This is a genomic window from Cupriavidus gilardii (assembly GCF_008801915.1).
Classification (GTDB): Bacteria; Pseudomonadota; Gammaproteobacteria; order Burkholderiales; family Burkholderiaceae; genus Cupriavidus; species Cupriavidus gilardii.
In genome coordinates this window covers 265,045-279,248 of record NZ_VZOV01000002.1, presented here as the reverse complement: position 1 = coordinate 279,248, position 14,204 = coordinate 265,045, and the positions used below count along the sequence as shown (strand labels likewise).

The 14,204-nt window shown below is 67.4% G+C and carries 11 protein-coding genes and 1 tRNA gene; 6 read left to right on the top strand and 6 right to left on the bottom strand.

The genetic code is table 11. From position 1 onward, the window contains the following. Positions 1–117 precede the first annotated feature (117 nt). Positions 118–2,766 carry a cyanophycin synthetase gene (cphA, locus tag F7Q96_RS04105; RefSeq protein WP_053821269.1) on the bottom strand — a complete coding sequence of 883 codons (2,649 nt, stop codon included), beginning with the start codon at positions 2,764–2,766 and terminating at the stop codon, positions 118–120. A 314-nt stretch (positions 2,767–3,080) separates the two neighbouring features. Between cphA and F7Q96_RS04100 the strand changes: the two genes are divergently transcribed. The 3 genes from F7Q96_RS04100 to F7Q96_RS04090 all read left to right on the top strand — a co-directional run bounded on the left by F7Q96_RS04100 (position 3,081) and on the right by F7Q96_RS04090 (position 6,604). After that, on the top strand, positions 3,081–5,423 hold the full coding sequence (locus F7Q96_RS04100; RefSeq protein WP_053823014.1) for a cyanophycin metabolism-associated ABC transporter: 2,343 nt from the start codon (positions 3,081–3,083) through the stop codon (positions 5,421–5,423). Between the two features lie 12 nt (positions 5,424–5,435). Beyond that, entirely contained in the window at positions 5,436–5,930 is a 495-nt protein-coding gene (locus F7Q96_RS04095; protein ID WP_053821270.1) for a cyanophycin metabolism-associated DUF1854 family protein, read from the top strand. 146 nt (positions 5,931–6,076) lie between these two features. Beyond that, on the top strand, positions 6,077–6,604 hold the full coding sequence (locus F7Q96_RS04090) for an RcnB family protein (RefSeq protein ID WP_244959422.1): 528 nt from the start codon (positions 6,077–6,079) through the stop codon (positions 6,602–6,604). A 151-nt stretch (positions 6,605–6,755) separates the two neighbouring features. On the opposite strand, the gene F7Q96_RS04085 is transcribed toward F7Q96_RS04090, so the two are convergent. Then, a complete protein-coding gene (locus F7Q96_RS04085) occupies positions 6,756–8,576 on the bottom strand; it encodes a DEAD/DEAH box helicase (protein ID WP_053823015.1) in 1,821 nt (606 codons plus the stop codon). A 1,071-nt stretch (positions 8,577–9,647) separates the two neighbouring features. Between F7Q96_RS04085 and F7Q96_RS04080 the strand changes: the two genes are divergently transcribed. Further along, positions 9,648–9,722: transfer RNA gene (locus F7Q96_RS04080), tRNA-Arg, on the top strand. 130 nt (positions 9,723–9,852) lie between these two features. On the opposite strand, the gene F7Q96_RS04075 is transcribed toward F7Q96_RS04080, so the two are convergent. After that, a complete protein-coding gene (locus F7Q96_RS04075; RefSeq protein ID WP_053821272.1) occupies positions 9,853–10,284 on the bottom strand; it encodes a hypothetical protein in 432 nt (143 codons plus the stop codon). A 384-nt stretch (positions 10,285–10,668) separates the two neighbouring features. Between F7Q96_RS04075 and F7Q96_RS04070 the strand changes: the two genes are divergently transcribed. Then, positions 10,669–11,997 (top strand): TrkH family potassium uptake protein, encoded by a 1,329-nt coding sequence (locus tag F7Q96_RS04070; protein ID WP_053821273.1) that lies wholly within the window; start codon positions 10,669–10,671, stop codon positions 11,995–11,997. Further along, positions 11,990–12,685, top strand: coding sequence for a potassium channel family protein (locus tag F7Q96_RS04065; RefSeq protein WP_053821274.1), 696 nt, complete (start codon positions 11,990–11,992; stop codon positions 12,683–12,685). Before F7Q96_RS04070 ends, F7Q96_RS04065 begins: the two co-directional genes overlap by 8 nt. A gap of 126 nt (positions 12,686–12,811) precedes the next feature. On the opposite strand, the gene F7Q96_RS04060 is transcribed toward F7Q96_RS04065, so the two are convergent. The 3 genes from F7Q96_RS04060 to F7Q96_RS04050 are packed head-to-tail and all read right to left on the bottom strand — an operon-like array spanning position 12,812 to position 14,181. Then, complete coding sequence (locus tag F7Q96_RS04060) at positions 12,812–13,672, bottom strand: aminoglycoside 6-adenylyltransferase (RefSeq protein ID WP_053821275.1); 861 nt, start codon at positions 13,670–13,672, stop codon at positions 12,812–12,814. Positions 13,673–13,679: 7 nt separating this feature from the next. Then, complete coding sequence (locus F7Q96_RS04055; RefSeq protein WP_249041647.1) at positions 13,680–14,033, bottom strand: BrnA antitoxin family protein; 354 nt, start codon at positions 14,031–14,033, stop codon at positions 13,680–13,682. Next, entirely contained in the window at positions 14,017–14,181 is a 165-nt protein-coding gene (locus F7Q96_RS04050; protein WP_198751938.1) for a BrnT family toxin, read from the bottom strand. Before F7Q96_RS04050 ends, F7Q96_RS04055 begins: the two co-directional genes overlap by 17 nt. Positions 14,182–14,204 lie beyond the last annotated feature (23 nt).

The window sequence follows — 14,204 nt, the reverse complement described above, 5'->3', positions numbered from 1 at the left end:
ATCGGTCGGCCGCCAGCCGGTCGGGGCGCGACCCCGCGGCAGGCGACCGTTCTATCCTTCAGCGCTTCAGCGAGTCAGAACCTCGGCGCCTTGCCCCTGATCATCGATGCCGGCCGGTCAACCGCGCCGGGCCGGCTGGCCCAGCCAGTGGTGAACCTGGTCCAGCGTGGTGCCGATATCGGCCTCGTCGGCCTGCAGCACCAGCAGATCGCCCGCGACCAGCTGCGACAGCGCGGCCTCGACGGCCTCGCGCCGGCTGCCCTGGTCGATGATCTTGCTGACGCGGCGGCCCTCGTACAGGCCCTTCTTCAGCAGCGCGCGCGCCTCGCTGTCGGGCAGCTTGCGCGCGACACTGCGGTCTTCGCACAGGAACACGCGATCGAAGGCGGCGCCGAGCGCCTTGCCCTGTTCGATCAGGTCCGCGTCGCGGCGATCGGCGCCGGCGCCGAACACGGCGAGCCGGCGTTCGGACGGGAAGCGCTCCAGCGCCTTGGCCAGGGCCTCCAGCGCGGGGGCGTTGTGCGCGTCGTCGACGATCACGGTGGCGCCGTTGCGCTCGAACAGCGTAAAGCGGCCCGGCACGTCGAGCTGGCCGACATCGAAGGTCATCACGCCGGCGCGGATCAGCTCGTGCGAGATGCCCAGCGCCCAGGCCGCGGCCACCGCCGCCAGCACGTTCTCGATCTGGAAGCCGACGCGGCCGGCATAGGTCAGCGGAATCGCCGCGACATCGGCTAGCGGCAATTCGCTGTTGCCGGTGGCCAGTACGATGCGGCCGTCGCGCACGTACACCGAGCGCTTGCCGGCAGCACGGTGCTGCGCGATCGCCGGCAGCTCGGCGCTGCCGCCGAAGAAGATCACGTCGCCGTCGCACAGCTCGGCCATCTCGACCACCAGCGGATCGCGCGCGTTGAGCACCGCGGCGCCGTGCTTGAGCACGACGTCGACCTGCGTGCGCAACACGCTGTACATCTTGTCGGCGTCTTCGATGTAGTAGTGGCCGAGGTGGTCCGGGGTATCGATATTGGTGACCACGCCGACCAGGCAGCGGTCGTAGGCCAGGCCCTCGGACAGCATCGTGCCGCTGTCGTTCTCGAACACGGCGGCCTCGACGGCGCGGTTCTTCAGCACGCGGGTCGCGGCTTCCCAGTTGGCGCGATCGCCGCCTTCCACCAGCCGGCGGTCCAGATAGAGGCCATCGCTGCAGGCCAGGCCAGTATGGCGGCCCGACAGCTGCAGCAGCCGCGCGACCAGCTTGGCCACCACCGTCTTGCCATTGGTGCCGGTGATGCCGACCACCGGAATGCGGCCGTCGTCGGCCGGGGCATCGCCGTCCGCGGCGGGCGGGAACAGGTGATCGACGATCGCACGGCCGACCGGACGCGGCGTGCCTGCAGCGGGTTTGAGGTGCATCAGCAGGCCAGGGCCGGCGTTGACCTCGACGATCGCGCCGCCTTGCTCTTCCAGCGGGCGCGAGATGTCCTCGGCGACCAGGTCGATGCCGGCGATATCGAGGCCCACCACGCGCGCCGCCAGCGCGGCATGCGCGGCGACGCTCGGATGGACGCGATCGGTGACGTCGAACGCCACGTTGCCGTTGCGCTGGATCAGCACATGGCGGCCCTCGGGCGGCACCGACTCGCCGGTAAAGCCCTGACGCTTCAGTTCGAGGCGGGCGGCCGAATCCAGCCGCACGCGGTTCAGCGGATGATCCTCGGTATTGCCGCGGCGCGGGTCGCAGTTGATCTGCAGCTCGATCAGCTCGTCGATGGTCGACTTGCCGTCGCCCACCACGCTGGCCGACTCGCCCATTGCCGCGGCGACCAGCCGGCCGCCGACCACCAGCAGGCGGTGCTCGTTGCCGGGCACGAAGCGCTCGACGATCACGCCGCTGCCTTCGTCGATGGCGACCGCATAGGCCGTCTGCACTTCTTCGCGGCTGATCAGATTGGTGAACACGCCGCGGCCGTGATTGCCGTCATAGGGCTTGACCACCACCGGCACGCCGATCTCCTCGGCGGCCTCCCAGGCATCCTCGGGGCTGTCCACCAGCCGGCCCTCGGGCACCGGCACGCCGCACGACTGAAGCAGCGACTTGGTCAGGTCCTTGTCGCGCGAAATGCTTTCCGCGATCGCGGAGGTGCGGTCGGTCTCGGCGGTCCAGATGCGGCGCTGGCGCGCGCCGTGGCCCAGCTGGACCAGATTGCTGTCGGACAGGCGCAGCGCCGGGATACGGCGGTCGTCGGCGGCATAGACGATGCAGGCGGTGCTCGGGCCGAGCCAGTGGCGATCGATCAGCCGGCGCAGTTCGTCGACGGCGCCATCGACATCGAAGGGGCGGTCCTCGATCGCGGCCATCACCAGATCGCGCGCGAGGAACAGCGCGGCGCGGGCCACGCGCTCGTCCCAGGCGGTGACGATGACCTTGTAGACGCCGACCACCGGCGTCTCGCGCGCCTTGCCGAAGCCGCCGGGCAGGCCGGCCAGGCTTTGCAGCTCCAGCGTCACATGCTCCATGATGTGCGCCGGCCAGGTGCCTTCCTTCAGCCGCTGCAGGAAGCCGCCGCGCTCGCCGATGCTGCAGCGGTGCTCGATCAGCGAAGGCAGCCAGGCCGTGAGGCGTTCGTAGAAGCCGGGAATCTTGTTGGAGGGGTATTCCTCCAGTTCTCCGATATCGACCCACGCCTCCAGCACCGGCCCATATGTCCACATATTGGGGCCGCGCAGCGACATGACATCGAATATCTCAATGTCCTTTTTCTTCATTGAATTAGCTTGAGGCATGGGCGATGCGCCCGTGGGGCGGAAGTCTAACCTTTCAATAACGTTACAGCGTAGACCTGGTTGACTTCCCGACGAAAAAGCGTTTGTGCGCCGCGACAGACGCCGCTGCGCCGATGTGGCTTCGATGTGGCTTATGTATACTTGCGCCGCGCTTGCGCCGATCCATCCTCCGACATATCGGCATTCCGGCAGCGCCCGCCATTTTTATTTGTATCAAGACATGTCGTTTCGACCGTCGGCCGACCGCTTGCGCCATGCTCGCGCAGCCCGACGAAACGACGCCCGCTGTGCCGACCATGACCCTAGCCGCTACCTCCGCATCATCGACCCCCACGCTGCCTGACCCCTGGCGCGTCTCGCTGGAGGCCGAACTCGGCTCCCGCCGGGACCTGCACGGCGAAACGGTGCTGGCCTGGCTGGAGGTCGATCTCGACCGGCGGCTGCATTTTACAGAAGGCGTGGTGGTTGTCACCGACCGCCGCGTGCTGGCCCGGGACAATGGGCAGGGCGGGCAGGACGGCTGGCGGCAATGGCCGATCGGCGCCGAACTGACGATGCACCATGGCGACCACGCTGGCGTCGGCACGCTGGAGCTGCAGGACCGAAGCGGCCGGCTCGCGGCCTGGCACTACACGCTGGGCAACAATCCCGCCGCGCTGCGGCTGCTCGATACGTTCAACGCGCAACGCGATCGTCTCGCCGCCGGCGCGGCCGCGCGCGAGCCGATCGAGGTCGAGGGCGTCTGCCCGACCTGCCGCGCGCCGCTGCCGCCGGGCGAGGACGAATGCCCGCAATGCAGCCGCGAACTCGAAACGCCGCCGTCGACGTGGGCGCTGCTGCGGCTGTGGCGCTTCGCCAGGCCGTACCGGATGCAACTGCTGGCGGGCTTCGTGCTGACGCTGCTGTCCACCGGCGCGACGCTGGTGCCGCCGTACCTGACCATGCCGCTGATGGACAAGGTGCTGATCCCCTACCAGAACGGCGTGCCGATCGACTACGGTCTGGTGCGGCTCTATCTGGGCGGCCTGCTGGGCGCGGCGCTGATCGCGTGGAGCCTGGGGTGGGCACGCACCTATCTGCTGGCGCGCGTGTCCGAGCGGATCGGCGCGGACCTGCGCACCACCACCTACGAGCACCTGCTGAAGCTGTCGCTCGAGTATTTCGGCGGCAAGCGCACCGGTGACCTGATGGCGCGCATCGGCAACGAGAGCGACCGTATCTGCGTCTTCCTGTCGCTGCATCTGCTCGACTTCTTCACCGACGTGCTGATGATCATGATGACGGCGGTCATCCTGATCTCGATCAACCCCTGGCTCGCGCTGGTCACGCTGGTGCCGCTGCCGTTCATTGCCTGGATGATCCACCAGGTCCGCGACCGGCTGCGCCATGGCTTCGAGAAGATCGACCGCAACTGGTCCGAGATCACCAACGTGCTGGCCGATACCATTCCAGGCATCCGCGTGGTCAAGGCCTTCGCGCAGGAACGCCGCGAGGTCGAGCGCTTTCGCGAGGCCAACCGGCACAACCTGGCGATCAACGACCGCGTCAACGCCGTGTGGTCGCTGTTTACGCCGACCGTGACGCTGCTGACCGAAGTGGGCCTGCTGGTGGTCTGGATCTTCGGCATCTGGCAGGTCTCGCGCGATGCGATCACGGTTGGCGTGCTGGTCGCGTTCCTGACCTATATCAGCCGCTTCTACACGCGGCTCGATTCGATGAGCCGGATCGTCTCGGTCACGCAGAAGGCCGCGGCGGGCGCCAAGCGGATCTTCGACATCCTCGACCACGTGTCGAGCGTGCCGGAACCGGCGCGGCCCACGCAGCTGGCGCAGGTCAGCGGCGCCATCGAGCTGCGCGATATCGGTTTCCGTTACGGCAGCCGCGCGGTGATCCGCGGGCTCGATCTGCAGATCCGTCCGGGCGAGATGATCGGCCTGGTCGGCCACAGCGGCTCGGGCAAGAGCACGCTGGTCAACCTGATCTGCCGCTTCTACGACGTGTCGGAAGGGGCGATCCGCGTCGACGGCGTCGATATCCGTTCGCTGGCGGTGGCCGACTACCGCCGCCATATCGGCCTGGTGCTGCAGGAGCCGTTCCTGTTCTTCGGCACCATCGCCGAGAACATCGCCTATGGGCGGCCCAATGCGACCCGCGCCGAGATCATCGCCGCCGCGCGGGCGGCCCATGCGCACGAGTTCATCCTGCGGCTGCCGCACGGCTACGACTCCCTGGTCGGCGAACGCGGCCAGGCGCTGTCGGGCGGGGAGCGCCAGCGCATCTCGATCGCGCGGGCGCTGCTGATCGATCCGCGCATCCTGATCCTGGACGAGGCGACCTCGTCGGTCGATACCGCGACCGAGAAGGAAATCCAGAAGGCGCTCGACAACCTGGTGCAGGGCCGTACCACGATCGCGATCGCGCACCGGCTGTCGACGTTGCGCAAGGCGGACCGGCTGGTGGTGATGGACCGCGGACGCATTGTCGAGGTGGGCCCGCACGACGAGCTGATGGCGCGCGAGGGCGCCTACTACAGGCTGTACCAGGCGCAGGCCCGCAACGTCGATACCGATCCGGACGATCCGGTCGAGGTCAATACCGTCGCGCCCCATGTCACGGCCAGTGCCGCCGTCGTGCAATAAGGAAGTCCGATCATGCAAGCAAGCGAATCGACGACTGCGGTCGCATTCCCGTTCCAGCTGTCGCGCAATCCCTTCGGCCGTCTGGTATTGACGACCGCCGAGGGCATGGTGCATGAGGGCGTGGTCGCCGTGCGCGCGTTCCCGATCACGGCGCCGGACGATGGCATCGCGCTGGTCAGCGCCGAGGGCCACGAGCTTGCGTGGATCGAGCGCCTGGAGCACCTGCCGGCGAGCGCGCGCGCGATCGTCGAGGAAGAGCTGGGCGGGCGCGAATTCATGCCCGAGATCCGCCGCATCGTCAGCGTGTCGACCTTCGCCACGCCGAGTACGTGGCAGGTCGAGACCGATCGCGGTCCGACCCGGCTGGTGCTGCGCGGCGAGGAGGATATCCGCCGGCTGGCGGGCACCACGCTGCTGATCTCCGACAGCCATGGCATCCACTACCTGATCCGCAGTCAGCAGGCGCTGGACAAGGCCAGCCGCAAGCTGCTGGACCGCTTCCTGTAAGCGCTGTCACGCGGCTGCGGCAAGCGCCCGTTGCCGCGAGTCTCTTAGGCCGCACCACCGAAATATCCAGATACAAAGCTGCGTTGCCGCCTCGCGCCCGCAGGGTGTAACTTGCCATCGCTGTCCCAACCAACAAGGAGATCTCGATGAAGAGGAACCACATGTTGATGGGTTTGCTGGTGGCCGCGGGCGTGTTCGGTTCATCGGTCGGCCTGGCGCAATCCAGCTCTGGCGGCGGCTCGGCCGGCGCCGGCGGGTACGGCGCAGGAGCGGGGGCCCCGCCGGAGTCGCAGCGGGGTGGCTCGCAGATGGGGGGGCCGCAGACGGGCGGTTCGGATACGCGTGGCTCGCAGATGGGCGGCTCGCAAAGGGGCGGCGCGCAGATGGGCGGCCCCTCGGGACGCGTCGCTCAACCCGGCGAGCGCGCCACGCCGTCGGCTACGCCCGGCGGTCCCGGCGCATCGGCTTCGCCGTATGCCTATGCGCCAGGGCAATGGAAGAAGGGCGATCGTCTGCCGACCGCCTATCGGGACCGTCAGTACGTGATCGACGACTGGCGCTCGTTCCAGCTGGAACGCCCGCCGAAGGGGCACCAGTGGGTCGGTATCGGCAATGAGTTCCTGCTGGTCTCGACCCGCAACGGCACCATCGCCCGCGTCGTGACCGGGCAATAGCGCGCAACGGGCGGGCAATACATTGGCCCGTCGCAATACGACCCGCGCAGCGTGAGGACGCTGGCGCGGGTTTTTGTTTGGCGCTGGCTCAAAAAAAAAAGACGTCCGAAGACGTCCTTTTCATTGGTTCGGGGCCCGGCCCCGAACCGGCTTAACGCGAGAAGCGCGAGCGGCCCTGGCCTTGGCGCTGGCCGCCGTAGCCGCCACCGTTGCCGCCATGGCGATTGCCGTAGCCGCCGCGGTTGCCGTCGCCGAAGCTGCGGGCACCGTCGCGGCTGTCGCCACGATTGTCGCCACGATAGCCCCCACGATTGCCATCGCGGTCGCCGAAGCTGCGCTCGGCCGGCTTGCGGTCGCCGAACGGACGGTCGCCATATTGACGATCGCCGAAGCTGCGCTCGCCGAACGGGCGATTGCCGTTGCCGCCGGCGCCGTAGCCACGCGATTCGCCGCCGCCGAAGCTGCGCGGTGCCTGCTCGCGATCACCGCGATAGCCGCCACCGTTGCCGCCGCCGTTGCCATAACCGCGCGACTCGCCACCGGCGAACTTGCGCTCGCCGCCGCGATAGCCGCCACCATTGCCCGGACGGCCACCGCCGGGCTTGCCGCCGAAGCCGGTGCGCGGCTTGGGCGTGCGGCGCGGCTCCAGGCCTTCGATCACCGACGCGGTGACGCGGTTGTTGGTGAAGCGCTCGATCCGCTTCCACTGGAAGGCATCGTTGTGGTTGACCAGGTTGATCGCCACGCCCGAGCGGCCCGCGCGGCCGGTACGGCCGATACGGTGCACATAGTCCTCGGCCTGCTTGGGCAGGTCGAAGTTCACCACGTGGGTGATATCGGGCACGTCGATGCCGCGCGCGGCCACGTCGGTGGCGACCAGCACGCGCAGGTTGCCGCGGCGCAGTGCCGTCAGCGTGCGATTGCGCGCGCCCTGCGTCATGTCGCCGTGCAATGCGCCGGCGGCAAAACCGGTGTCCGACAGGCGCTCGGCCAGCGAATCGGCATCGCGCTTGGTCGCGGTGAACACGATCGCCTGCTTCAGCGACGCGTCGCGCAGCAGATGGTCGAGCAGGCGCTCCTTGTGCGACATGTCGTCGGTGAAATGCAGGCGCTGCTCGATGTTGCTCTGATCGGCACGCGCCGCCGCGATTTCGATGCGCTGCGGGTCACGCAGCTGGCGCGCGGCCAGTTGCGCGATGCGGCCATCGACGGTCGCCGAGAACATCAGCGTCTGGCGGGTGGCCGGCGTCGCCGCGACGATCGCGTCGATGTCGTCGGAGAAACCCATGTCGAGCATGCGGTCGGCTTCGTCGAACACCAGCATGTCGAGTTGCGACAGGTCGATGCGGCCGGCGTCGATATGGTCGAGCAGGCGGCCCGGCGTCGCCACCAGGATGTCCGGCATCTTCGACAGCATCGCCAGCTGCTTCGGGTAGGGCATGCCGCCCAGGATGCTCGCGCAGATGATGCGGCGCAGATGGCGGCCATACTTGGCGGCGGCATCGGTCACCTGCAGCGCCAGTTCGCGGGTCGGCGTCAGCACCAGCAGCGACGGCTGGGCCGGGGCCGGGCGAGGACGCTTGCCCTTCATGCGCTTGACGGGCTCGTCGGCGCGCGGGCGGTTCGGCGCGGGGCGCTCCGAAATGCGCTGGATCGCCGGCAGCATGAAGGCAGCGGTCTTGCCCGAGCCGGTCTGGCTCGACACCAGCAGGTCGCGGCCGGCCAGGAAGGCCGGGATCGCCTGCGCCTGTACCGGCGTCGGCGTGGTGTAGTTGGCTTCGGCCAGCGCGCGCAGGATCGCGGCATCGAGGCCTAGCGCGGCAAAACCGTCGGCCGCCGAGGCGGCGGCTTCGGGCGCGTCCTGCGGCTCGAGGATCGCCTGCAGGCGGTCCAGCGGGCTCGGCGCGTTGGTATTGGAGATATCGTTGGCGGAGGCAAAAGGCTGCTCCGCACGGAATTCGTGCTGGGTCATGTCGTAAGGGTCTTGATGCATGGCACCCCTGCCGTCGGCAAGAGGGTGGGCGCAGTGCAAAGTCTTAAAAAGGCTTCGGCGCCAATCGGAAGGCCGTGACGACAGACTCAGCTGGCAGTACGGCGGCAGGCAGGGGGCGACCGGTACAAGACCGGAAGCCGGGTCCCTGGCAGGCAAACAGCAACGAGGCTGTTCAACAGGATCGGAGACGAGGCGGCGTCAAGTGAGATGGCGGCCTGGCAAGCGGCGGGTGGTCGAACACTACTGGGAAACGACCGGAGAACCGAGCGACAGAGCTTGAGAGCGGAAGCGGCATCGCCTCTGGCCCGCGGGGCTGGTCGGCGTGTGCACGGCTCGCATTGCGAACTCACGGGGCGCATTCTAGCAGAACCCGCAAATTCTTGCTGCACTGCGAAAACATTGCCCGCAAGCGCCTTTGGGCGGACATTGGCGAGGCTCCGCCGGCTCCCGAGTCCACGTCTCTTGAATCCCGGAACCCCCGCCCTATACTCGCAGTGTCGACACGAAGTGCCGGCACGGATGCGGACAACCTCCCACCCGATGGCCGTCTCCAGCGAGTGCCTCGCTGTTCGCCATCGGTATCTCCGCAATGCACGCCAGCGCCTTCTTTCTCCGACTGTCCGGGTGGTCCGGATGGGCGGCCGCGACATCGGCGGAACCATGAGGAAGAGGACCTGTACCGTGGCTTGTGGCGATGCCGCCAGCGTCGACCCAGACTGCCCGGCCCGTCCGCAGCCAGCCCGCCAGGACATTGGCGGGCTTTTCATTTGTGCGGGAGTTGGCGCCACGAGGCGGGCCCGACGGCCAGATCGCACCCGCGAGGCGGCTCCGCATGCCGGACGATCGGCTCCGAGACGAGGGTCCGCGCGCCAAGTCGCACCCGGGACGCAGCTCCACGGGCGAAATCGCACATGGCCTGGTGCCGGCGAGACGCTCCCCGCCAAGTGACTTTGCTATACTCCGCCCCTGTCTCGGCCTATGGCCGCGCGCGGAATTGCCGGTTCAACGGTGTCCGCATCCCAGGGCGTCGCAGCGATGCCCGTCTATCCGCTCGCCGTAGTTCAATGGATAGAACGAGCGCCTCCTAAGCGCTAGATACAGGTTCGATTCCTGTCGGCGGGACCACTCCCCACATTCCCATTTGCATCGCCCCGTTTTCCACACGGTCGCGGCGCGCAATCCGCGACGCCGGACGCCGCGCGAGCACTGATGGCCGGGCGTCGGCATCCGGCAGGACCGAAACGGCTATCGAGGATCAGGCGCCGTCGAGGAACGGGCTGCGCTGGCCGAGGCGCGTGCCCAGCGCATCCGGCGGCAGGCTCATGCTGGCCGGATCGATGGCAGGGTCGGTGCTCGGCATGCCCGCTTGCGCAACAGGTGCGGCGGCTGGCGCGTACGGATCGCCGGCGACCGGCGCGGCGGCTGGAGCTTGCGCCGTTGCCGCCGGCATGCCCTGCATCGGCTGGGCCGAAGGCATCGCCTGCGCGGAAGGCGCGGACTGGATCGACTGCGCGGATTGCGCGGATTGTGCGTATGGCGAGGATTGGGTGGACTGCATCGGCTGCATCGTCTGTGCGGCCGGCATCGGCTGAGTCGGCTGCAGCGGCTGGGACTGCTGCGCGAGCAGCGGGTACGACGCGATCATCGCGCCAGCCATCAACAGGGATTTCGCCAGATGTTGCTTCATTCGTGTACCTCCATCAAAACGCCTACAGGCAAGGGAGGAATCACTGTAGCGGCGAGGCGTCTGACATTCTGTTCGATTTTGCAACGGTGATTAACGAGCCTTGTCAGCGGCGCCGATGCGGCTTACAACCACGCGCGCAATGGCCGCAACGGCGCCGGCGCAGGGATTGCGTAGCCGTGCGCCAGGCGCGCGCGCAGGCATCGATCGCGAAGGCTCGACGCGAATGGGCCAGTGTAGAATTCGGCCGCGTGTTGCCCCAAGGCGGCCGCTGTGCGCTGACGCCTTTGTCGAGCACCGTCGCGGAGTCGACAACATGGACGGACAACAACAAGCGATCCTCTGCGTGCCCGCGGCCAGCGCTGTCGGTTCGCGGCCAGCCAACCGATGAAATCCATTGCGCATCCCCCACGCGTCGTCGCGCTGGCCTTCCTGCTGGCGATCGCGGCCGGCACGCTGCTGCTGCGCTTGCCGATGTCCCAGGCAGACGGGCATGCGGCGCCGTGGCTGACGGCGCTGTTCACCGCCGTATCCGCGGTCTGCGTGACCGGGCTGGCGGTGGTCGATACCGGTACCTACTGGTCCGGCTTCGGCCAGACCGTGATCCTGGTGCTGTTCCAGATCGGCGGCTTCGGCATGATGACGGCCGCGACCCTGCTGGGCCTGATGGTCAATCGTTCGCTGCGGCTGCGCACGAAGCTGATCACGCAGGTAGAGACGCGCTCGCTGGGCGTCGGCGACGTGACCAGCGTGGCGCGGCTGGTACTGGTCGCGACCCTTGCGTCCGAGGCCGTCGTTACGGCGCTGCTGACCTTGCGGCTTCACTACGCCTACGATCTGCCGTGGGCCGAGGCACTGTGGAGCGGACTGTTCCATGCCGTGTCCGCCTTCAACAACGCCGGCTTTTCGATCCACGCCGACGGCCTCACGCGCTATGCGTCCGATGCGCTGATGCTGATGCCGGTGATGCTGGCGATCGTGGTCGGCGGCATCGGCTTTCCGGTGCTGCACGATGTCCGGCGCAAGGCGCGCAATCCTCATCACTGGTCACTGCACACCAAGCTGACCCTTGCCGGTACGGCCGTCCTGCTGTTGGCCGGATTCGTCGGCATCCTGCTGTTCGAATGGTCCAATGCAAGGACGCTGGGTCCGATGTCCGTGGCCGACAAGCTGCTGGGTGCCGCCTTTGCGTCGGTGTCGGCGCGCACGGCCGGTTTCAATGCGGTGGATATCGGCGGCCTGACGCGGGAATCCCTGGCGCTGCACTACTTCCTGATGTTCATCGGCGGCGGCAGCGCGGGCACGGCGGGCGGCGTCAAGGTCGGTACCATGGCGATCCTCGTACTGCTGGTAATCGCCGAGATCCGGGGCCAAAGCGATTGCGAGGCATATGGCCGCAGGCTGGGCGCGTCGGCGCAGCGCCAGGCCATCACGGTGCTGGTGCTCGGCAGTGCGCTGGTCACCATCGGTACACTGGTGCTGCTGCGCACGACGGTCGTTCCGACCGACCAGGTCATCTTCGAGGTCATCTCGGCATTCGGCACCGTCGGCCTGTCGACTGGAATCACCGCCGACCTTCCCGCGCCGGCGCAGCTGACGCTGGCCCTGCTGATGTACGCCGGCCGCGTGGGCACCATCACGCTGGCGGCATCGCTGGTATTGGGCGAGCGCCGCATGCCGTTCCGCTATCCGGAGGAGCACCCAATTGTTGGCTAGATTGTTTACCGAGCAGTTCTCGTTCTCGAAGGGCGACAGCGTCGTCGTGATCGGGCTGGGCCGCTTCGGCAGCTCGGTCGCGCAGTCTCTGATGCGCCTGGGCCACGACGTGATGGGCCTGGACAAGGAAGCGGAGCCAGTACAGGTCTGGGGGAACTATCTGACGCATGCGGTGCAGGCCGATTCCACCAACGTCAACGTGATGCGCCAGCTCGGCGTGGCCGACTTCGCCCATGCCATCGTCGGCATCGGCTCGGACCTTGCGGCCAGCCTGATGACGATCATGGCGCTGACCGAACTCGACATCAAGGACATCTGGGTCAAGGCGATGTCGGCCGAGCACGGGCAGATCGCCCAGCGCATCGGCGCGCATCACGTGGTCTATCCGGAAGCCGATATGGGCGAGCGCGTCGCGCATCTGATCACCGGACGGATGATCGATTTCATCGAGTTCGACGACGGCTTCGCGATCGCCAAGGTCCATGCGCCGGCGTCGACCCATAACCAGACGCTGGCGCAATCCGGCGTGCGGGAGAAGTCGGGCGTCACGGTGGTTGGCGTCAAACGCGCGAACGAGGACTTCCAGCATGCAACGCCGAGCACGCGCGTATTGCCGGGCGACCTGCTGATCGTGTCGGGCCCGACGCGCAAGATCCAGTCGTTCGCGGGCGACGTGGCCAGGCGCTAGTGGGAGGTCGCCGGGCAGCATGACGAGCCGGCTCGATCAAGCGTGCCGCCTGCTGGCAGTGGCCCAGACGGGCCTGCACGACGGCCGCGATCCCCTCGATGCCGAGGGTGGCCGTGGGTTCCCCGGTCAGCCGCGAAGGCGCGCCAGCACGGCCCGATTCCACTGCTGGATCTGATCCTCGCAGGCCTGCGGATATGCCAGTCCCGTACGCGCGGCCACCTCTCGTCCCAGGCGCCCATAGAGCTGGACCGTGGCGTCGAACGCGCGTCGTGCATCCGCGGTGTCGAAACGTCCGAATACCTGCTGCATCGCATGCCATGTATCGCGATCGGTCCACTGTTCCATGCGCAAGCCGTTGTGCCAGACATCGACCTTGCCGCCGTGCAGCGCCAGCGCGTGCCATTGCGCCATGCGCAGCAGCAGCGTCTTCATCGTCCAATCGCGCTGCTTGACCAGCCACAGTTCGCCGCGCACCAGATAGCGCGGGACATGAAAAGCCTCGAACCAGAACTCTTCGACACTGGCCTGGAATTCCTGCTGTGACGGCAGGCTTTCCACCGGGAAGCGATACGGCGCAGGCGGCAGCGAGCCGGTCACGCTGGCCTTGTCGAGCAGGACGCGATAGCCGCGGGCATACAAGCCGTCCAGGCCCTCGGGGCCCGTCATCCGTTGCAGCCGTTCGATACCGGCGACCGTAAAGTCGATCTTGACGCCGCCCCGGTAGATCGCCAGCCGCGTCGGCCATCGCTGATCGTCGTCGGCCTCGAGGCGCAACACCGTGATCAGCGAGCCAATCTGGCGAAGCCAGCCGTCGTCACGCGCCAGCGTATCGGGATCAGACGAGATGATTTCGATATCGAGATCGGAATACTCGTCCGCGGAATCGTCGCGTCGTGCCAGCGAACCCGTCTGGATCACCGCCAGGACCGCGTCCGTGGCGCTCGCCCAGCCCAGTACCGACTGCAGATAGCCGTCTCGTGATGTCATGCGACGCTCAGCAGCCGCGCGGCAGCATCCGATAAGACTTGGCATAGGCGCGCAGCGCATCATTGATGCGCGTTTGCCACCCGTCGCCGGTTGCCTTGAATGCCTGCAGCACGTCAGGATCGAGTCGCAGGGTTTGACTGACTTTGCGTTCGGCCGCCGGCAGGGCAGGGCGGCCCCGTCGCTTGATCAGCGCCTCAACGTTTCTCTCGCCAAGCACTTCGGCCAATGCTTCACGTGCCGGACGCATACGCTTGATCTGCTCGGTCGTCAGTTCGACCGCATCCGGATCGCCCGCAATGCCGCGCGCGATGGCGGCGTTCTCGTCGGCGGCCGGCATGGTCAGCTTAGATTTCCTGTTCATAGTCTCGCACCTCTCGGAAATTGGCTTTGCGTAGACTGATGGCCCGCAGCGTGTCGCCTCGTATGGTAAAGATCAGACAGTGCAGGCGGGTACCGATCGGGCCGTAGGCGATGTAGCGTGTTTCGCCGTATTGCCTGCGTTCATCTATTAAGATTTTTGCTACTACGCTAA